Origin of the sequence: Bradyrhizobium sp. SZCCHNR1051, assembly GCF_032489615.1 — a bacterium.
Lineage (GTDB): Bacteria > Pseudomonadota > Alphaproteobacteria > Rhizobiales > Xanthobacteraceae > Bradyrhizobium.
Genome location: NZ_JAUEYJ010000003.1, coordinates 70,481 through 89,899 on the forward strand (window position 1 = coordinate 70,481; position 19,419 = coordinate 89,899).

At 61.2% G+C, this 19,419-nt stretch carries 13 protein-coding genes and 3 pseudogenes; 5 read left to right on the forward strand and 11 right to left on the reverse strand.

Features of this window, described 5'->3' with window-relative positions:
- Positions 1-260 precede the first annotated feature (260 nt).
- Both istB and istA read right to left on the reverse strand, forming a co-directional pair.
- Positions 261-982 (reverse strand): annotated as a pseudogene (istB, locus tag QW868_RS04045) (IS21-like element helper ATPase IstB); the annotation flags it as partial.
- Positions 982-2,481 (reverse strand): IS21 family transposase, encoded by a 1,500-nt coding sequence (istA, locus tag QW868_RS04050; RefSeq protein WP_409977817.1) that lies wholly within the window; start codon positions 2,479-2,481, stop codon positions 982-984. The pseudogene istB and the gene istA, both read right to left, overlap by 1 nt.
- Before the next feature lie 145 nt (positions 2,482-2,626).
- On the opposite strand from istA, the gene QW868_RS04055 reads away from it, so the two are divergent.
- Positions 2,627-3,073, forward strand: a complete 447-nt coding sequence (locus tag QW868_RS04055; protein WP_315764428.1) for a hypothetical protein — start codon at positions 2,627-2,629, stop codon at positions 3,071-3,073.
- A 327-nt stretch (positions 3,074-3,400) separates the two neighbouring features.
- Here QW868_RS04055 and QW868_RS04060 read toward each other — a convergent pair whose 3' ends face one another.
- The 3 genes from QW868_RS04060 to QW868_RS04070 form a co-directional block, all read right to left on the reverse strand.
- Positions 3,401-3,565: a hypothetical protein gene (locus QW868_RS04060; RefSeq protein WP_315744986.1), complete on the reverse strand. Its 165-nt coding sequence runs from the start codon at positions 3,563-3,565 to the stop codon at positions 3,401-3,403.
- A gap of 333 nt (positions 3,566-3,898) precedes the next feature.
- Positions 3,899-4,651, reverse strand: a complete 753-nt coding sequence (locus tag QW868_RS04065) for an alpha/beta hydrolase (RefSeq protein WP_315744988.1) — start codon at positions 4,649-4,651, stop codon at positions 3,899-3,901.
- 454 nt (positions 4,652-5,105) lie between these two features.
- The gene (locus tag QW868_RS04070) at positions 5,106-6,119 is read right to left on the reverse strand and encodes an alpha/beta fold hydrolase (RefSeq protein WP_409977818.1); all 1,014 of its coding nucleotides are present in this window, start codon (positions 6,117-6,119) and stop codon (positions 5,106-5,108) included.
- Positions 6,120-6,478: 359 nt separating this feature from the next.
- Between QW868_RS04070 and QW868_RS33515 the strand changes: the two are divergent.
- Positions 6,479-6,652 (forward strand): annotated as a pseudogene (locus tag QW868_RS33515) (ferritin-like domain-containing protein); the annotation flags it as partial.
- A gap of 540 nt (positions 6,653-7,192) precedes the next feature.
- On the opposite strand, the gene QW868_RS04075 reads toward QW868_RS33515, so the two are convergent.
- Both QW868_RS04075 and QW868_RS04080 read right to left on the reverse strand, forming a co-directional pair.
- On the reverse strand, positions 7,193-7,861 hold the full coding sequence (locus QW868_RS04075; protein WP_315750757.1) for a type 1 glutamine amidotransferase domain-containing protein: 669 nt from the start codon (positions 7,859-7,861) through the stop codon (positions 7,193-7,195).
- Positions 7,862-8,231: 370 nt separating this feature from the next.
- Positions 8,232-8,689, reverse strand: a pseudogene (locus QW868_RS04080) (transposase); the annotation flags it as partial.
- Positions 8,690-8,754: 65 nt separating this feature from the next.
- Between QW868_RS04080 and QW868_RS04085 the strand changes: the two are divergent.
- From QW868_RS04085 to QW868_RS04095, 3 genes are all read left to right on the forward strand, one after another.
- Complete coding sequence (locus QW868_RS04085; protein ID WP_315750755.1) at positions 8,755-9,354, forward strand: cytochrome-c peroxidase; 600 nt, start codon at positions 8,755-8,757, stop codon at positions 9,352-9,354.
- 854 nt (positions 9,355-10,208) lie between these two features.
- Positions 10,209-15,749, forward strand: coding sequence for an AAA family ATPase (locus tag QW868_RS04090; protein WP_316229977.1), 5,541 nt, complete (start codon positions 10,209-10,211; stop codon positions 15,747-15,749).
- Positions 15,750-15,785: 36 nt separating this feature from the next.
- Positions 15,786-16,025, forward strand: a complete 240-nt coding sequence (locus QW868_RS04095) for a hypothetical protein (RefSeq protein ID WP_315745072.1) — start codon at positions 15,786-15,788, stop codon at positions 16,023-16,025.
- 341 nt (positions 16,026-16,366) lie between these two features.
- Here the strand turns inward: QW868_RS04095 and QW868_RS04100 are convergent, their stop codons facing one another.
- From QW868_RS04100 to trbF, 4 genes are read right to left on the reverse strand one after another with little or no spacing between them, the layout of a single operon-like run.
- Positions 16,367-16,588, reverse strand: coding sequence for a DUF2274 domain-containing protein (locus QW868_RS04100; RefSeq protein ID WP_315750751.1), 222 nt, complete (start codon positions 16,586-16,588; stop codon positions 16,367-16,369).
- A 3-nt stretch (positions 16,589-16,591) separates the two neighbouring features.
- Positions 16,592-17,794, reverse strand: a complete 1,203-nt coding sequence (locus QW868_RS04105) for a TrbI/VirB10 family protein (protein ID WP_315764434.1) — start codon at positions 17,792-17,794, stop codon at positions 16,592-16,594.
- The gene (trbG, locus tag QW868_RS04110) at positions 17,791-18,738 is read right to left on the reverse strand and encodes a P-type conjugative transfer protein TrbG (protein WP_315764437.1); all 948 of its coding nucleotides are present in this window, start codon (positions 18,736-18,738) and stop codon (positions 17,791-17,793) included. Before trbG ends, QW868_RS04105 begins: the two co-directional genes overlap by 4 nt.
- Positions 18,735-19,418, reverse strand: coding sequence for a conjugal transfer protein TrbF (gene trbF / locus QW868_RS04115; RefSeq protein WP_315750878.1), 684 nt, complete (start codon positions 19,416-19,418; stop codon positions 18,735-18,737). The genes trbG and trbF overlap by 4 nt, the downstream gene beginning before the upstream one ends.
- Position 19,419: the final 1 nt, after the last annotated feature.

Genomic DNA, 19,419 nt, shown 5'->3' on the forward strand with positions numbered 1-19,419 from the left:
CCGCATCGTGGTCAAGCTGTTTGCTAGGGGCGCCGCCCTGTTCATCGCTTTCCTTGCTAAGGAACGGACCTACGGTCCAGAATATGGACCGGGCCTTCGAGGCTTATACCCAGGTGTCAACCGGCGTTCAAAATTGACCCCGGATCGGCGTCCAATTTTGACCCCCTCGGGCCACGAGTCCTGGCGGTAGCGCTCGCGGCGTCGGAGCTGGTCGGGGTTGCGGAGACGCCGCGAGCGCGGGTTGGGATGTGATCGTCGTCGCGGCTCTTGAAGCGCCAGCTGTCATTGCCGGTTTCGATGATGTCGCAGTGGTGGGTCAGGCGGTCCAGCAACGCAGTCGTCATCTTGGCATCGGTGAAGACGGTCGGCCATTCGCCGAACGACAGGTTGGTGGTGACGATCACCGAGGTGCGCTCGTAGAGGCGGCTGATCAGGTGGAACAGCAGCTGGCCGCCGGACTGGGCGAATGGCAGATAGCCGAGCTCATCGAGAACGACGAAGTCCATGCGGGTCAGATGGTCGGCGAGCCGGCCTTGCCGGCCATTGCGGGCCTCGGATTCCAGCCGGTTGACGAGGTCGACGACGTTGAAGAAGCGGCCGCGGGCACCGGCACGGATGCAGCTGCGGGCGATGGCGATGGCCAGATCGTCTTTCCGGTCCCGGTGCCGCCGATCAGGACGGCGTTACGCTGCTGAGCAAGGAAGCTCCCACCGGCGAGATCGCGCACCAGAGCCGCGTTGATCGGCGTGCCCTCGAACTGGAAGTCGTCGAGATCCTTGGCCAGCGGCAGCTTGGCGATGGTGAGCTGGTATTTGATCGAGCGGGCCTGCTTCTCGCTGATCTCAGCGGTCAGCAGATCGCCGATGATGCGCTGGGGGTCATGCTGGCGCTTGACGGCGTTGGCCATGATCTCGTCGAAGGCGGCCTTCATACCATGGAGCTCGAGCTCAGCCATGAGATCGAAGAGTTCGGATCGTTCCATCAGACGGTTCTCCTGAGGTTGTCGTAACGGGCGCAATCGGCGACCGGGGCGTGGCGAAGGGTCAGTGCGGCGGGCGTGAAGATGGTGGGAGGCGGTTCCGGATCGCGCCGGCGCGCCAGGATGTTGAGGATGACGTCGGCGGAGTGGACGCCCTCGGCGATCGCCTCGGTGCAGGCAGCCTCGACCGCCGGCAGGCCATCGGTCAGTACGGCGGTGAGGATATCGACCATCTGCCGGCCGCCATCGTCGACACCGGCGAGCCTGCGCCGCACGCGCTCCATCGCAGCCGGCAGCACCCAGTCCTTGAAGGGCGCACCGTTGCGCAGGGCCCCGGGCTTGCGGGCAAGCACCGGGACGTAGTGCCAGGGGTCGTAGAGCGTCTCGCCTCGGCCGAACGCGCGGCTGTGCTCAGCGACGATCCTGCCGTCCTGGCGGATGACGATGCGGTCCGCATAGGCATGGACCTCGACCGGGCGGCCGACGGCGCTCGCCGCCACCGAGTACTTGTTGTTGTCGAAGCGGACCAGGCACGTCTTCGAGACCGAGGCCGGCACCGCATGGAAGCCATCGAACTGTCCGGCATAGGGGACGAGCTTGGGGCGTTCGGCCTCGAACACCTCCCAGATCGTCTGCTCCGCCAACTCGGGATGGCGATGCGCCTTGGCGTAGGCGATGCACTTGTCGAGCAGCCAGGCGTTCAGCTCCTCGTAACTCCTGAACCGAAGCCGGGGCGTGAAGAAGCGCTCGCGGACCAGGCCGACCTGGTTCTCGACCTGGCCCTTCTCCCAGCCCGAGGCGGGCGTGCAGGCGACCGGCTCGACCAGATGATGGCTGCACATCTGCAGGAAGCGGCGATTATATTGCCGGTCCTTGCCGACGAACACGGTCTCGACCGCGGTCTTCATGTTGTCGTAGATGCCGCGACGGCAGGCGCCCTTGAACAAGGCGAACGCCCGGTCGTGAGCGTCGAACACCATCTCCTGCGACTCGCGCGGATAGGCGCGGACGAACAGCATCCGGCTGTGACAGAGCCGGACATGGGCGACCTTCACGGTCACCGTCACCCCGTTCAACAGGACGATCTCGTGGCTCCAGTCGAACTGGTAGGCCTCACCCGGCGCAAAGCTCAACGGCACATAGGCCGCCGCCGTGGCCTCACCGTGTTCCTTGGCCCAGCGCCTGGCGTAGCGCCGCACCGCATCATAGCTGCCGTCATAGCCTTGGCCGCGCAGCTCCTCGAAGATCCGGATCAGCGTCAGCTGTTCGCGTGACGTCTTCGCCGCGTTGGCCGACAACAATCGCTCGAGCTCGTTCGTCCATTGCCCAAGCTTCGGCCGGGGCTGCACCACCCGCTCGTACTCGAATGATGTCTCGCCCGACCGCAGCACCTTGCGGACGGTGTTCCGCAAGACCTTGAGGTCACGGGCAATCTCCTTGATCGTCTTGCCCTTGACGAAGTGCTCGCGCCTGATGCGCCCAATCGTCTCCACAACCAGCATCCCCCTGACCACCCGCTTCAACCCAAAGCGGGCAGCCTGCTACGGCCAACAATCGGGGGGTCAATTTTGGACGCCGATCCCCCAGCTTAGGGGGTCAAATTTGCACGCCGGATAACATACCCAGGTTCTCGGCGGCAACGAGGTCATGCGGGATGGCGATCTTCACGGCCTCCCGATCCATAACACGCTTATTACCGACCAGGACATCGTAGTGCGAGAGCTCAAGGTCGATCCACGTTCGATCGGCCTGCCCGACTTAACGGGCGGCACGCAGCGGCTGGACCTCCGCTTCGTTCAGTTCGACATTTTTGTGATCGAGCTCTTTCAGCATCGCAAAGCGGACCAGCCGATGGGACGCGGAAACAGCTGGGCGGAGCCACGCGACCATATGAGCCCCGCTTACCCACGACCCATGCATATCTGCTACTACATCCACGATGATGTGAATTTTTCAAATTTCATCAACGATCTCGAGGCCCTATGGGCCCGCGGCGGCATGACTCTGGTCAAAGCGAACCGCGTTGTTTCGGTGCAAACGGAAGATCAGCGCAAGGCCGCGCCCCCGAGCGCCGATGCCAACAAGATTGCTTGAGGCAAATCGAATGGCTGGTCGCCGATCTACTGCAAAGGGCCGGAAGGCGAGCAGCTTGAGTTCGTCCAGGCGCTCGCCCCCGTGAAGCAGACTTTCCAACAAGCTCTCGAACAGCTTCGGCGCCCCCGAAGCGCTGGCTGAGTGCCCGATTTCTTGGCGGGGATGTGGAGGGCTGACAATGCTGCATCCGATCAAGGTGCGTTCTTTTGGCTTGTTGTCGGCCGTCGGGATGACTTGCGCGCGAGCGAGTGGGCAAGACGGTCCCCGAGCTGAATATTCCAGCGTACCCGACAATGCCTTCTCGACCGACCATCTTGCTTCTCTTGGTCAGCTCACCGCGGGCGTCGCCCACCAAATCAAAATACGCTCAATTTCGTCAACAACTTTACGGCGTTGGCCGTTGAACTGACGGACGATTTTAATGATCTCTTGAAGCCGATCATCGTCGCAGAAGATAATCCGTTCGAAGGCCGACGAATTGATTGTTCTCAAGGACAATCTCGGGAACTGTCTAGCATGGTGGGCGAGCCGACTTCACCGTCAAAAGTACGCTGCTGCACCCGCGCGACCGCACAGGCGAGCGCCGCTCCGCTGACATCAATGCGCTGGTCGAGGAGAGCCTCAGCCTCGCCTATCACGGGGCGCGTCTCAGCGCATATTGCCTGGCTCCGCCCTGCATTGGGCAGCCATCTCGTCGAGCAACAACCAGAGTCCTTGCACCTTTTTGGGACGCGCGGTCAGGACTGCGGCGATCCTTTACGGCTATAATCATCGCGTGACCTCCACGAACCAGTGTACCCGTTTCGAGTGAGTTGATCGCGTCGATCATCGATCGGCAGACTCGATGAACGCGGCGACCTCGCGCGGATGAGACAACATGACCGCGTGGCTGCTCTTGATCTCTTCCGTGCGCGCACCGCTTCGCTGGGCCATCTTCCTTTGTGAACTCGGCGTTATCATGCGGTCCTGAGACGGGATCAGGAAGGAGCTCGGCTTTGCCTTCCAGCCAACTTTCGTGATCTTGGCTTCGACGGCCTTCAGTCCCCATGGCACCTGCGCGACCGCCATGAATTTGGTGAGTGCCTCAGGGGAATCAGCGGCGAAGGAAGCCGGGAACTTCACGGGATCAACCAGCAGGTACCCGTCCTGCGGCGGCAGCAGGGGCGCCTTCGCCTCACCGGGCTCTGCTGGCCATTCATTCAGCGATGCGGCAGATTCGCCAGCATCCGGCGCAAACGCCGCGACGTAAGCCAGGCTCTTGACCTTCGGATTGGTGCCGGCCTGGGTGATCACCATGCCGCCATACGAGTGGCCAACCAGCGTGACAGGGTATTTGGCTGCTGCGATCACGGCTTCCGTGGCGGCGACATCACCCTCGAGCGTGATAGTCGGATTCTGGACCACCAGTACCTCGTATCCGACGTTGCTGAGGAGATCGTATACCGCTTGCCAGCCTGAGCCATCGACGAACGCGCCATGCACGAGTACGACGGATGTCGTTTTCTGTTGCTGGGCTACCGAGGAGGTCGATGTTAATGCGAGAGCGGAGAAGGCCAACAAAGATGCCCGATCGTTCATGGGATTCCTCTCGTGTTGTGAGGACGGCGTTTGGAATGTTGGATTGGATCGACGATCTGGCCGTCATAACGGAACGACGGTGCCATTGCGCACAGAGTTGATCAATTTTGCGAAAAGATAATCAGACCAGGATTCCCGCCGTTGATGAGCCTTCGCGCGCTGATACGCGTTCGTGGTATTAACGAAATACATGGCCGAGTCGGGCGCATCGTCGCTGGTGGGCTGGCGCCCAGTTGGAGTTGCAAACACGACCCTGAACACCCCTCAATGTCCACCGTGGCTGGTGGCACGACCAGTTCATTAAAGTAATGGCCGGTTGGACCGGTCCGACTCGTGCCTATGCGCACGTCGATCCGGGTCGCTGTCGACACCAGGATCTGTATTTTTCCCTTGGACATAACTCATTCTTCCTTGAGCTAAGTAGGCCATGGTCTGGTTCGTGCGAAAGCATGCGTCAGCGTCGTTCATTCATTCGGTCGAGAAAATCGTTGATCAGCGGCGCCATCACGTCGAGTTGGTCCTCGAGCGCGAAGTGACCGGTGTCGAGGAGGTGCAACTCGGCGTCGGGCAAGTCGCGCAGATAGGCGTGTGCGCCGACTTCAGCGAAGACCTTGTCGTTCTTCCCCCAGACAATTAGAGCGGGCGGCTTCCATTCGCGGAAAAAGGCCTGGAACGCAGCGTAAAGCGGGACGTTGGTCCGGTGGTCGTAGAACAGATCGAGCTGAATGTCTTTGTTGCCCGGACGATCCAGTAGCGCTTGGTCGTGGAGCCAGTTATCAGGACTGATGCGCGTCGGATCGCGGACACCATCGGTGTACAGGAATTTCGTCGCGGAGAGAGAGACGAGGGACGAAATCGCATTCCTCCGCTCCTCCGTCCCTTCCTTCCAATACGCCTTGATGGGGTCCCAGGCCTCCCGCAGTCCCTCTTCGTAGGCGTTGCCGTTCTGGATGATGAGGGCAGTCACACGCGCTGGATGCTTGATGGCGAGGCGATAGCCGACCGGTGCGCCATAATCCATGACGTACATGGCGTAGCGCTTCGCTCCGAGTTGGTTTAGCAACGCGTCGATCATCTCGGCATAGTTGGCAAACGAATAGGAAAATCGGCTGCGATCCGGCGAATCGCTTTGCCCGAAGCCCGGGTAATCCGGCGCGATGACACGGTATCGGTGGGCCAGATTCGGGATCAGGTTGCGGAACATGTGTGAGGATGTCGGAAAGCCGTGCAGAAGGAGCACGACGGGTCCATCTACTGGCCCGGCTTCGCGATAGAACACGTTCACGCCGCTGATCACGGCCATGCGGTAATGAACCGTTGAAGCGTCCACGCTGCCGAAGGGCGTCGGCGAAATGCAGCGACGAACGGGCGTTTCGGCCGGTCCAAATGCCGATGTCGTGGACTGCCCAAACGCTGGATGCGCGCTTGCAATGGTCAATGCGATGACGGTCGCGCAAGAAAGTCGCATGGCGGCTCCTCCAGTAGGTACACGTCGGGTCTGTTGGCAATAATCGGGTGTAATCGACCTGAGATCCAGTAAAGGAATGTAAAGGGTGCTGAGCCATCATCGAGCACGCAGCAAGATCCTTTGGAGAGGGACGGTTTAGACAGTCGGCGGATCGATCCCGGACAGCGTACGAGGAGTTATCGTTCTCGAAAAGCCAACCCATCGGTTTGCGAACGACTTGATGTCGACAATTGCCTCCATCGAGATCGCGGCGCGAAGGATAACGAGCGAAGAGGTGCGCGTTACACTCGCTAGCGTGGCACAGCACGTTTCAACACGATCCTGACGGACATCTTTGCCGCCATTGCAAGACCAGGAACTATCATTGGTATATGACCGGGCCGCGCTTTCGCGGCTATCACCTATTGCTGGACGATCAGGCGTCGGAAATCTTCACGGTTACGGACGACATCGCCGAGCGGCTTTGCAAGACGGGCAACACCACCCTGCGGTCGCGGAATAGTCGCTCCTCGACAGACGATCAAGGATTATGATGCCGATTTCGTATCTCTCCTCAACATATTCGTCGAGCTCCGCGATGAGAGTTTTGCGCCAGTCCGCGCGCTCTGGGAGGCGAAAGTGATCGCTGATGAAGCCAACGGCACCTCCGGACTGCTCGGCCCGGCACAGCAGCGGGCTTATTTTATTTTTTGAAGCCACAAGGTCGACATGATGCTCGCAGCAGTTCAGTCGCGGTGCTCTCTCAAGATGATATTCGTGGATCGGACGCGGAACACGTAACCAAGATGACGATTACCCAGTCATCTTCCGTCTACCGCCTCCGCCGTTATCGACATACGCTCGGCAAATACCGAAACCTTGGCCAAATAGGCTTGATAATGCTGCGAGGCTCGATAAGCTTCGCTCGCTGTGCCGTCTCGGTAAAACTCTCAAGGCCGTACGACTGCTATTTTAGCGTACGCAAATCGCTCTTGCCCGGACAAGCGACTAAGATAGCAGTAATTTTGACGGTATGTCCTCGCTGGCCCGTGGGAAAGTGACTTTTGCCCAGCGTTGCTCGGCCGCCTAATCAATTATTTTCTAAGTGCAGCCAGAAGCTCCTCAGCAAGTAGCCCGGCCGACGCCGGATTCTGGCCAGTGATCAGACGTCCATCGACGACGACGTGAGGTTCCCAGTTTGCTACAGACGTATATTCGGCGCCCTCTGCACGCAGTGCATCTTCCAATTCGTAGGGAACGTCTTTGCGCGCGTAGTCGTACTCTTCCTTCTTCGAGAAAGAGGTGAGCTTTTTGCCTTTCACGAACGGCTTGCCATCGCCGAGGTCGACCCCGAGAAGCGCGCACGGACCGTGACAAACGGCAGTCACAAACTTTCCCGTACTCCAGGCGCGCACAACTGTATTTTGAACGACAGGGTTACGCTGGATATCGACCATTGGTCCAAGACCGCCTGGCACGAAGATGGCATCAAAATCTGCAGCATCCACGTCCGCAAGTTTGCGACTGCGGTTCAAGCGGCGAAAAGCCTTGCTTTCAAAGAAGACCTTCTCCGCGCGATCTTTCTCGTCGTAGGCATCATATGGTGTCCATCCGCCTCTCAAGGAAGCGAACTCGATGGCGATACCTGCCTTGTCAAGAACATCGAACGGATGCGCGACCTCGGCGAAAAAGAAGCCTGTTTTACGATTGTGCGGACCGATCACCGCTGCGTTGGTTACAACAAACAGAACATGGATAGTCATGACTTCCCTCTTTAGTGTGTGGACGCACCAAACCAACCTTGTCCCTCGCTAACAATTCGCTATACCCAGCAGCGCGTAGCAGGTCGCCGAGCAAAGGAGGCTCTCGTTCATAGGCCGATACGAAAGACCTTTGCGTAGAGTGCAAGTGATGTCAGTCCGCTTCTGTAGGCGCTTTATCGATGAAGGCCGCAACTTCTCGCACGCACGCACTTTAGGCTGCCGGGTGGCGCAGACGAGTTAATTCAGGTAAAGATTTGCGGTCTTTGGAAGTACCGTAAGCCCTAGTGACGGCCGCCTTGCGTCGGCGGTGAGGCTTCGCGAAGCGATAGGACCAGTACCTCGACACAGAGGTTTTGACTCTTTCGTTTTTCGCCGGTTTTGCCGGTTTTTTGGGATAGGCACGGCCTAATTTGGTGCGCGCCTGTTCGGTGGTGAACATCCAATTGATTTGGGCGCGCTGGGTGTTTCGACGTCTCTCCCACGCCGGGGTCTCTTGGACGAGCTTGGCGTAGCTGTCGATGCGACGATCGAGACATTGCTGCTCGAGAGCGCCGATCTCGACCATGTTGAGCCAGCTGGCATGCTTCGGGGTGTGATGGAATTCCAGGCGTCGCAGCAAGCGACGCGCCTGGTCGGCCGGGAACGCCTGATAGAGCGCGCCGGCCGTATGGGTTGACAGATTGTCGAGCACGACGCGAATGCGACCGGCCCTGGGATAGTGCACGTCGACGAGTTCGCGTATGCACTGGCGAAGTCGGTGGCGGCGCGGCGCTCGGTGACCTTGACTTTGCGCCAGGGTCGGTTCACTTCCATGAACACGAACAGGTTGTAGTGATGAAGCGGGGGCAGAAGCCGTTCTTTGACAGCCGGCTCTTGGGCGGCGGGATCGTGCCTTGCGCCACAGTCACGATCCGGCACGCGCTTTCATTGATGGGCGTTCGAAGTCTGTTGGTATTTACGGCCGCGTCGGTCAACGCAACGCCCCGACGGCGCTCAACGCGCTCTATTACACGACCCAGCTCCGGGAAGGCCGTGTTCATACGCTGGAGCAGCAGGCTGCCCTCTCGATCACCAACCCGTTCGAACAGGGCTCATCCAGCGTCGCCGATGCTGCATCCAGGATCGCCGGCGACAAGGACTACCAAGCGCAATTCATGGACGGCTCTGGCCGCGAGGTAAACGAGAAGGAAATGCTGCGCGCGATAGCGAGCTACGGACGCGCGCTGATTTCCTTCGATTCACCGTTCGATAATTTCGTCGCTGGAGATGCGAACGCCATCAGTGACGCGGCCGAGCGCGGCTGGGATCTGATCAATACCAAGGCGCGCTGCAATCTCTGCTATGCACCGACGGAGAATGAGCGGGACGTCACGTTTCTCTCCGACAATAAGTTCCATCACATCGGGATTGGATTCTCCAGCATCACGTTGGCCCTCTGGCACAGCAGGCGAAGCGTGAACTGGTGCAGGGCCAGCAGTTGGATCTCGACATAGCGGCGATCGAGGGCGAGATGTCGATCTTGGGGCGTTTTCTCGTCACGAATAGGCAGAGAGAAATTGCCGTCTTTAAGACGCCCAACCTGCGGAACGTCCTTTTCACAGGCCTTACTTTCACGACGGGTCGATGCAAACATTGTGGGACGCCATGCATCACCATAACCATGGAGATGGCGTCACAAACCCATGGCTCAACCGGGATATCCAGCCTCTGGCGAGCTGATAAAGATCGAAAAGGTGGATGGAACCGTGATCGTCACCAGTGATCTTGTCGGCGACTTTCCCGGAAGCCCCATTGACTTGCGATATTTCCTTCGGCTACAGGCAGAAGGATCGCGGTCCTGGAAATGGCCTTGTGAAGTCCAGCCCCGACCGCCAGGCCAAACGTATTTTGCTCGGCAGATTGGCAGAATAATATCTCACGCGAAGACGAACTCGCCCTGGTGCTCCGCGCGAGCCGCGCATTTTAACAAGCGGAGATCAGCGTTTGGCGCAAGTCATGACTGCACATCGGGTTAGGATGCAAGCTCGTTGATGGACAACGTCACTAGATCGGCCCAGGGCGGAGTCAATGAAGCGGAATGTCGCTCCTGCGAGGTTACTTATCTCAAATATGATCTACTCGATGTGAGTTTGCGTTAACTTCTCAGACGAGATAACGTACAGTACGTCTGCAAGTTTACAAATTTTAACAAGCGCTAAGTACCGAAAGCGAGCTTTCCGGTGCTCTATTGCAACCTCCGCAGTCAGAAGGTGCGGTTCCGTCGATGGCGCAGGACGCAGCTCTCACGGCCGGCGGCTCGGCGCCAGACGCCGCTGGCCGGTGGCCGGTGGCCGGGGAGTATGATAAGTTGAGCCAGTCCGTCCCTTTTTTGGGATCCTCGACGCAGCAGGGCGGTGAGTTGCAACCGCTTTGGGAGGATGGAGAAAGGGTATTTTCCCGTGGGCAGCTAAACGGGGACGAGCGCAGGCAGAGGCCTGTGCTGGTGGTACGTGCCGCAGATGATCGAGCGCCGCCAGCACTCCTCGATCGCTTCGCTCATGAATATGGCTTGCGCGATGTATTGATCGATGCGCCCGTCCTCGTGCCACTTGCGTTGGAACGAGACGGCAACAAGACTCTGCTGCTGCTCGAGGATTTTAACGGCGAGCCGCTCAGCCAGTTGCTGGGCGAGCCGATCGAGGTCGGCATCATGCTGCGCATCGCCATAGCAATCTGCGCGGCAGTCGGTGTGATCCATCGGCGCGGCCTCGTCCACAAGGATCTCAAGCCCGCGAACATCGTCGTCGATATTCCGTCCGGGCAGGTGAGACTCACTGGCTTCGGCATAACCTCGCGGCTGCCACGCGAACGGCAGTTTCCCGAGCCGCCCGAGACCATCGCCGGCACGCTTCCCTACATGGCGCCTGAGCAGACAGGGCGCATGAACCGTTCGATCGATTCCCGCAGCGATCTCTACGCGCTCGGCGTGACGCTCTACCAGATGGCAACCGGTTCGCTTCCCTTCTTCGCCCATGACCCCATGGAATGGGTCCACTGCCACATCGCCCGCAAGCCGACGCCGCCAATCGAGCGGCTCGAGAGCCTTCCCAGCGCGATCTCCGCGATCATTTTAAAGCTGCTCGCCAAGATCGCGGAGGAGCGCTATCAGACCGCCAGCGGCGTCGAGCGCGACCTTCGGCGCTGCCTCCACGAATGGGAAGCCGGGGGCCATATCCGCGATTTCCCGCTCGCCCGTGAAGACACACCGGACCGCCTGCTCATCCCCGAGCGCCTTTACGGCCGGGACCGAGAGGTCGAGGCCCTGATGTTAGCCTTCGACCGCGTGGTCGGCTGTGGCGAGCCGGAGTTGGTGCTGGTCTCGGGCTATTCTGGCATCGGCAAGTCTTCGGTCATCAACGAGTTGCACAAGCTACTGGTGCCGCCACGGGGCTTGTTCGCGGCCGGCAAATTCGATCAGTACAAGCGCGACATCCCCTACTCGACCCTGGCGCAGGCTTTGCAGGGACTAGTGCGACCACTGCTTGGCAAGACTGATGCGGAACTGGCCCGCTGGCGCCGCTCCTTCCTTGAGGCGTTCGAGCAGAACGGCCAACTGATGGTGGATCTCGTGCCCGACCTCCGGCTTATCATCGGCGATCAGCCCGACGTGCCGGAAATGCCGCCGCAGCAGGCGCAGGCGAGATTCCAGCGGGTGTTCAGGAACTTCATCGGTGTTTTCGCACGCCCCGAGCACCCGTTGGCACTTTTCCTAGACGACCTTCAGTGGCTCGACGCCGCGACCCTCGACCTGATCGAGGACGTGCTGACCCGATCGGATCTTCGCCACTTGATCCTGATCGGCGCCTATCGCGACAACGAGGTCGACACCGCTCACCCACTGGTGCGCAAGCTCTTCATCATCAAGGCGACCGGCGTGAAGGTGCAGGAGATCACGCTCGCGCCGCTGGGGCGGGAACACATTGCGCAGTTGATCGCCGACACGCTGCACTGTGCACCGATCGCAGTCGCCCCCCTAGCCCAACTGGCATTGGACAAGACCGGCGGCAACCCATTCTTCGCGATTCAGTTTATCTCCGCGCTCGCCGACGAGGGAATGCTGTATGTCGACCACGTGACCGGCCGGTGGTCATGGGACTTCAGCCGTATTACCGCCAAGGGCTTCACTGATAACATCGTGCACCTCATGATCGGCAAGCTCGCCCGTCTGCCGGAGAAGACACGGCGAGCGGTGCAGAATCTGGCTTGCGTCGGCAACGTGGCCGACCTGTCCCTACTCGCGACCGCCTTCGGCGTGTCCCGAGCCCAGGTCGAGGCGGATCTGTGGGAAGCGGTTCGGCTCGAACTTGTGGAACGGCGCAAAGACGCCTACGCCTTTGTCCATGACCGGATATATGAAGCCAGTTACTCGCTGATACCGGAAAATGCGAGGGCGCCAATCCATCTTAGGATAGGCCGCCTCCTAGTCGACCGGACGACGCCGGAACAGCGGCAGGAGACGATATTCGAGATCGTGAACCAGTTGAATCGTGGCTCGGCATTGATCGAGGAAGACGACGAGCGGGCACGGCTTGCTGAGCTGAATTTGATCGCCGCCCGGCGCGCCAAGACGTCGACTGCCTATGTCTCGGCCTGCGCCTATCTGCGTTTTGGCATGGCGCTGCTCGGGGACGAGGCATGGAAGTTTCGACGAGAGCTCGCTTCCACCCTGTGGCTGGAACGGGCCGAATGCGAATATCTGAGCGGTGACTTCGACGAGGCCGAGCGGCGTATCGCCGAGTTGCTAACTCAGGCTGGATCAAAGATCGACAAGGCGGCCGCATATCGCATCAGGATCGACCTTCAGGTGATGAGGTCGGAACATGTGGAGGCGATCGACACTGCCATAGAGTGCCTTCGTCTGTTTGACATCGAGCTCTCGCCCCATCCCCCGCGCGCGGAGATGGACGCGGCCTATGCGCAGGTCCTGCACAAGCTCGACGGCCGTCGGATCGAGTCGCTGGTCTCGTTGCCGAGGCTGACGGATCCGAACGCGGAAGCGGCGATGACGATACTAGCGACGATGTGCGGCCCGGCCATGTGGACCGATTCGACACTCTCGGTACTCCAGCTCTGTCACATGGTGGTGCTCGCACTGGATCACGGCGTGACGGGAGCCTCCGCGCCAGGCTTCGCGGCGTTCGGCATCATGCTCGGGCACGTCTATGGGCGCTACGAGGAGGGTTATCGCTTCGCGCAGTTGGCGCGCGCGCTGGTCGCTCGGCACGGCCTGGCAGCGAACGAGGCGATGGCTCTCTGGGCACTCGAACTCGTAAGCCTCTGGACCCAGCCGGTCTCCACCGCCGTGGAGGCGATAAGGGCGGCTTTCGAGAGCGGCGTGAAGTCCGGCGACATCCCCGTGGCCTGTTATTGTTGCAACCACATCGTCTCCAATCTCCTGCTCCGCGGGGACCGGCTGGAGGAGGTTTGGACGGAATCAGAGCGCAGCCTCGCCTTCGCTCGGCGTGCCGGCTACCGTGACGTGGTGGATGTGATCACCGCGCAGCGGCGCTTCATGCTCACGATGCGCGGCCTCACAGAGAGCTTTGGGAGCTTCGGCGCCGGAGATTTCGACGAGAGCGAATACGAACGCTCGCTGACATCCGACCGCGCGACGATCATGATCTGCTGGTACTGGATTATCAAGGGGCAGGCCAGATTTCTGGCGGGCGACCTAGCGGTCGCGCATGACTGCTTCGAGCGCGCTGCGCCTCTACTGTGGGCCTCTCCGGGGCACATCCAGCTGCTCGACTATGAGCTCTACGCGGGATTGACCTTGGCGTGCCTAGAACCAGAGCTGCCGGACGTGGGAGCCGATGTCAGGCGCGCACGTCTCCTTGGCCATTGCGGTCGTTTGGCAACGTGGGCGGAAAGCTGTCCGTCGACCTTCGCCGACAAACACGCCCTTCTCCGCGCCGAGATCGCCCGCCTGGACGGCCACGATACCGATGCGATGCGCTTTTACGAGGTGGCCGTCCGCTCCGCACGGGTCAACGGATTTCCCCATTACGAGGGTCTCGCATACGAGCTTGCCGCCCGATTCTATCGCGCGCGGGGATATGAGGAGATCGCCGATCTCTACCTGCGCAATGCTCGTCGCTGCTACGCCCTCTGGGGAGCAGACGGCAAGGTGCGCCAACTCGACGAGACCAATCCGCATTTTCGCCCCCTTGAAACCGCTTCCGCCTCCTCCAACACGATCGGGACACCGGTCGAGCACCTCGACCTCGCCACCGTGATGAAGGTGTTGCAGTCGATCGCCGGCGAAATGGTGCTAGAGAAACTCCTCGACACGCTGATGCGAACCGCGCTCGAGCAGGCCGGTGCCGAGCGCGGCCTGCTCATCCTCGCCCGCGCCGCCGAGCCGCGAATCGCGGCGCGGGCGGCGGTCGCCGGCCCCGTCATCCGCGTGGACCTGCCGGACGAGTCCGTCGACCCCGCCGCGCTGCCGCAGTCGGTGCTTCAATATGTCCTGCGTACCCATGACGCCGTTATCCTGAGCGACGCTGCGCTGGAGGCTCCCTTCGCCGGGGACGCCTATGTCCGCGAGCACAGGCTGCGCTCGGCGCTGTGCGTGCCCTTGATCAATCAGGGTAAGCTCATCGGCGCGCTGTATCTGGAGAACAACCTCGCGCCGCGGGCCTTCGTGGCCGCGCGGATTGCGGTCCTAAAGCTGATCGCCTCGCAGGCCGCGATCTCGCTGGAGAACACGCAGCTCTATCGCGACCTCGAACAACGTGAGGCGCGGATCAGAAGCCTGGTGGACGCCAACATCATCGGCGTCTTCTTTTGGGATTTCGAAGGCCGGATCCTCGATGCCAACAATGAGTTTCTACGCATCGTCGGGCGTGATCGCACCGATCTCGCCTCCGGTTCGCTGCGCTGGACCGACATCACGCCTTCCGAATGGCTCACGCGCGATCAGGAGTTGTGGGTACCAGAGCTCCGAAGGATCGGCACCACCCCACCCTTCGAGAAGGAGTTCTTGCATAAGGGTGGGACGCGAGTTCCGGTGCTAATGGGCGTTGCGTTGCTTGAGGGTAACCAGGAGCAGGGCACGGCCTTTGTGCTCGACCTTAGCGAATACAAGCGCGCAGAGGCCGAGGCGATCGAAAGCGACCGTCGCTACCGTGAAGCGCAGACCGACCTGGCGCGCGCCAATCGTATCTCGACGATGGGCCACCTCACCGCCTCGATCGCCCATGAGGTGCGCCAACCGCTCACCGCGACGATCGGCAACGCCCAAGCCGGCATGCGTTGGCTCGACCGTGCACCTCCCGACATAAAGGAGGTCCGCAAAGCCTTCACCGCCATCGTGAAAGACGCGGCGCGCGCTAACGACATTGTAAATCGAATCCACGACATGGTGCGGAAGGCGCCGCCCCGTGTGACGCAGGTCAACGTTAATACGGTCGTGCGGGAAGTCATCGAGCTGACCCGCAGCGAGACGAACCGCCATAGGGCACTGGTCGAGGCCCGCTTTGCCGAGCAGCTCCCTCTTGTCACAACCGATCGGATCCAGTTGCAGCAAGTGATGCTCAACTTGATACTCAATGCCGTTGAGGCCATCGGCAGCGTCGAAGACGACCCCAGGGAAGTCCTGATCCGCACTGCAGTAGAGGGCGCCGGTGTCATCGTGACGGTGTGCGACACCGGGCCTGGGCTGCAGGTGGCCGAGCCCGAGCAGGTTTTCGAGGCTTTCTATACGACCAAGTCGGGCGGATTCGGACTCGGCCTGTCCATCTGCCGCTCTATTGTCGAATCTTACGGCGGCAGACTGTGGGCGATGGCTAACCAACCCCGCGGCACCACCTTCCTGTTCACGCTCCCAGCGTCGATATCGGTCGGGTGAACTAAAACGCCCTCCATAGCGCGACCGGACATGGTCATGGGCCGCCTCAAGCTCGGTCTGGCCGGTGGACCGCCACGCATTCCACACGTCCGAAAAAATGACGCTTCAACCAAGCCGATGTCGTCTACCAGCAGGGTAAAGGCGATAGTCGATGCGATCTGTGAAAATGCAGCCGATCGTCCTGCTGATTCGTTGATTGTCATGACTGAGTCTTGCGTTGTTTCTTGCATGCCACTGATGTGCGACGAACTCTCTTCAGTGGCTCTGGCGGTTTGACTGGCCAATGACTGGACTTATGAGGCGACCACCGCAAAACCTGGCGCCGCGCGCCGGCGCGGCTCGACCTGACTTCGCAATGCGTGTCGTCAAGCTTCTTTTGAGCGCCAAATCCGACCAGCAAATCGCCCTGGTAACCGTTCAAACGGCATGGAATTGGCTAGAAGGCCACCCACATCTCATGCTTGAGCGCGTCGCGAGCATTGTCATGAGAGATGCTTTTGGACGACGTTGCGGCGTGTGGCGCTCCTCCGTAACTTGGATGACCAAGATGCGTCTCCATTAGTGGCCCGTTCCTCGGCAGACGACGGATCATGATGGCCTGATCCTCGCTTGTCATGTTATTCGCGATTTTTCCGCAGTTTCGCGAAGGCCCGGTCTGTCGCCATGAAGCGCGCGACCATCGCGGTCACGAGTTTTCCCAGATCACTGGCCGGCTGCCCCGATTGATGCGACACCAGCTCCGAATAAGCCAGGAGATCTCGGTGCACCGCGGCAGGCAGCTCGACGGAGACCTTAACGGGCTTGTCATCCGGCAACGTTGTAATCCTGAGTTTTGCCATTGCTCACCCTCGATACGGCTCGAGCACAAGATCATGGTTGACCATCACCCGCACCGGAAATCCCGGCCGGATCGTCAAGGTCGGCTGGATGTTCATCTGCTGCCGCACGAGCTGCTGCCCTGTCTGGCTCGTCGCGTTGCCGAAGCCTTGCCGCAGCGCCTGAATGATTGCGGCATTGTTGGCATTGCCATTGCCTCCCGCGTTCACCTCGCTGCCAACGGAGAGTAACGTCGACAGCAGGGCGGACCCGATCAGCTGCTTCCAATGATTGTCGACCTCGTCGTCAAGACCCGAATAGCCACCGGAATCCGCGCCCTGCTGCCGCTCCAGGACGATCGAACGGCCATTCGGCAGGATCAGCCGCGTCCAGACCAGAAGCACCCGCGACTGGCCGATCGCCACCTGGCTGTCATAGGCTCCGATCAGCCGGGCTCCTTGAGGAATGAGCAGCAACCGCCCTGTCGGCGTATCGAACACATTCTCTGTCACTTGGGCCGTAACTTGTCCTGGCAGATCTGAGCGGATTCCCGTGATCAAGGCGCCCGGAATGACCGTGCCCGCCTGCACGACGTAAGGAGACGCCGGCCGCGTGATGCGATCAGGGCTCGTGGTGCGGCGATCCACCGGCCCATTCACGAAGGCGAGCTTGCGGTCCCGGCCGTTCTGCGCGAAGGCATCGTCCGTGGCCGGCGGCATCCCTCCAAGCCCGGCGCCCAGAGCCACATTTGGCGAGGGCTGCGTTGCCGTCGTCGTGGCCGTCGCAAACAACCGGCTGACGCGCGCGGCCTCCTGCTCCTGTTCGCGGCGCTGCTGATCCTGGTCTTGACTTGAACCAGGTGTTTGCCCTTGGGAGGCAAGGATTGGCCGTCCGAGATCGCCGGGCAAGGGCGGCCCGAGCACCGGGACGTCTTTGGCAACCTGCGTGTAGTCACGCGGCAGGCTGGAGACGCCGTCCGCGACCTCGCGATGCCCCGAACTGGCGAGCTCGGGTTGGGCCGCCGGCTTACGCGCGCCAGGGCTTTGCAGCGCCCACAGAACTGCGCCTGCGATCAGCGCGAGCGCCACGGCGCTGCCGCTGGCCAGAATCTTGCGCGACAACCGAGTGATCCGTGGCGGCTCACCGCCGAGGCGGAAGGGCGCCGCAGGATCGGCAGCCGGCTCCGGATCGTTCGGCCGTGCGCTCGTGCCTTTGTCCTCCGCACTCATGGCCGAACCTGTCCGTCGGTGCGAACGATCCGCACGGTCTGCTGCGGGTCGCCGCCCAGGCGCAGCTCGGCTGCCGCGAACAGCCGGTCCACGATCAAGACGTTGCCATAAGCTCGATAGTTGACGATTTCCGGCTTGCCCTCGGCACCGGTCAAGAACAACGGCGGCATCTCGCCTTGAGCGATGCCCAGAGAAAACTCGACATACACCTTTCGCCCGTCGTCATAGACGGCGACCGGTCGCCACGGCGGATCATCGCCTTCCATGCGATAGCGGAAGCGGCGCTGCGCGGGATCTGGCAGGACGGGTTTCAGAGCCACAAGCGCCGCCTGCACCGCATGCAACTCTGGATAGTACCAGGCCACGGCCGGCATATAAGGCTTCTCGCGAGCGCGGAGCTCGATCAGATAGGTGCGGCGGTCGGTGTTGACGACGAGATTGGTCTCGATGCCAGCGCGTGTCGGCTTGACCAGAATGTGCACGCGACGCGTATCGCCCGCCCCGCTCTCGGTGTCGCCGACCACCCACCGCACGGTGTCGCCGGCCGCGACCGGGCCTGATCCCGTGAGCTGTTCACCTGGCTCGAGCGCGATATCGGTAATTTGCCCCGGTGCTGCGTAGACCTGATAGATCGCTCCTGGACTATAAGCATAGATCTGCGCCGCGTTGTAATAGCCCCGCTTGCGCGGCTCGACGCGGGCCGCACCGTTGGCCGCTTCGATCCGATCGACAGGATCGCCCTCCTCCTTCGCGCCAGCCTTGCCACCAAACGTCACCTTCCATGGCGGCGGCACATGGAGTGCCCGCGGCCTGTCATCAACGGTGACAGGCGCCGCCGACAACGGTGGCACCTCGGCGTCATAGCGGATCTCCGGCGGCTTCGACGTGACGCAGCCGCTTAGCAAGAGCGAAAGCGCCGTCGCGGTGAGGATGCAGCCGTTCATTGCGACAGCTCCTTCGACCAGCTGATGGCGTGGACATAGACGCCGAGAGGGTTCTTGCGCAGCCGGTCGGCATCGTCAGGCATCGCGAGCACGATGGTGAGAATGGCGGTCCAGCGTTCGGTCGCACTCAGCGCGCCATTGTCATAGTGCCGCTCGATCCATGCCACGCGAAAACTCTCGGACGAGGCCCGGATGACGCTGGAGACCTCCACCGAGATCTGGGCTTTGCCGAGCCTCGCGAAGGGATCGTTCGTCCGGGCGTAGTCATTGAGAGCTGCCGCCCCGCGATCGCTCGTGAAGTCATAGGCGCGCAGCCAGCTCTGGCGCAGGACGATGGGATCGGCGGGGAGGCTTCTCACGTCCTCGACGAAGCGCGCGAGATGAAAGGCGATCTGCGGATCGGTCGGTTGATACTCGGCAATCGCGGGGGCCACCCGCTGGACGTCGCCGAGATGACCGACCTCCACCACCCAGGGAGTCACACTGCCCCGTGCCGATTGCCAAACGAGGCCCGCGGCCAAGCCACTCGCCAGCATCAGGCACCCGAACGCCATCAGCCGCCAATTCCTGGCTTGCACACGCGCCGAGCCGATGCGCTCATCCCAAACCTGCGCCGCCTTCTGATACGGCGTGATCGGTTGCGGCGTGCGGCCATAATGGACAGCGGGACGTTTGAACATC

What these genes read in the sequence shown, in the direction of transcription:
- istA (WP_409977817.1), bottom strand. Translation starts at nt 2,481, where the DNA reads ATGCTGGTTGTGGAGACGATTGGGCGCATCAGGCGCGAGCACTTCGTC.
- QW868_RS04055 (WP_315764428.1), top strand. Translation starts at nt 2,627, where the DNA reads ATGCGGGATGGCGATCTTCACGGCCTCCCGATCCATAACACGCTTATT.
- QW868_RS04065 (WP_315744988.1), bottom strand. Translation starts at nt 4,651, where the DNA reads ATGAACGATCGGGCATCTTTGTTGGCCTTCTCCGCTCTCGCATTAACA.
- QW868_RS04070 (WP_409977818.1), bottom strand. Translation starts at nt 6,119, where the DNA reads ATGCGACTTTCTTGCGCGACCGTCATCGCATTGACCATTGCAAGCGCG.
- QW868_RS04075 (WP_315750757.1), bottom strand. Translation starts at nt 7,861, where the DNA reads ATGACTATCCATGTTCTGTTTGTTGTAACCAACGCAGCGGTGATCGGT.
- QW868_RS04095 (WP_315745072.1), top strand. Translation starts at nt 15,786, where the DNA reads ATGGGCCGCCTCAAGCTCGGTCTGGCCGGTGGACCGCCACGCATTCCA.
- QW868_RS04100 (WP_315750751.1), bottom strand. Translation starts at nt 16,588, where the DNA reads ATGGCAAAACTCAGGATTACAACGTTGCCGGATGACAAGCCCGTTAAG.
- QW868_RS04105 (WP_315764434.1), bottom strand. Translation starts at nt 17,794, where the DNA reads ATGAGTGCGGAGGACAAAGGCACGAGCGCACGGCCGAACGATCCGGAG.
- trbG (WP_315764437.1), bottom strand. Translation starts at nt 18,738, where the DNA reads ATGAACGGCTGCATCCTCACCGCGACGGCGCTTTCGCTCTTGCTAAGC.
- trbF (WP_315750878.1), bottom strand. Translation starts at nt 19,418, where the DNA reads ATGTTCAAACGTCCCGCTGTCCATTATGGCCGCACGCCGCAACCGATC.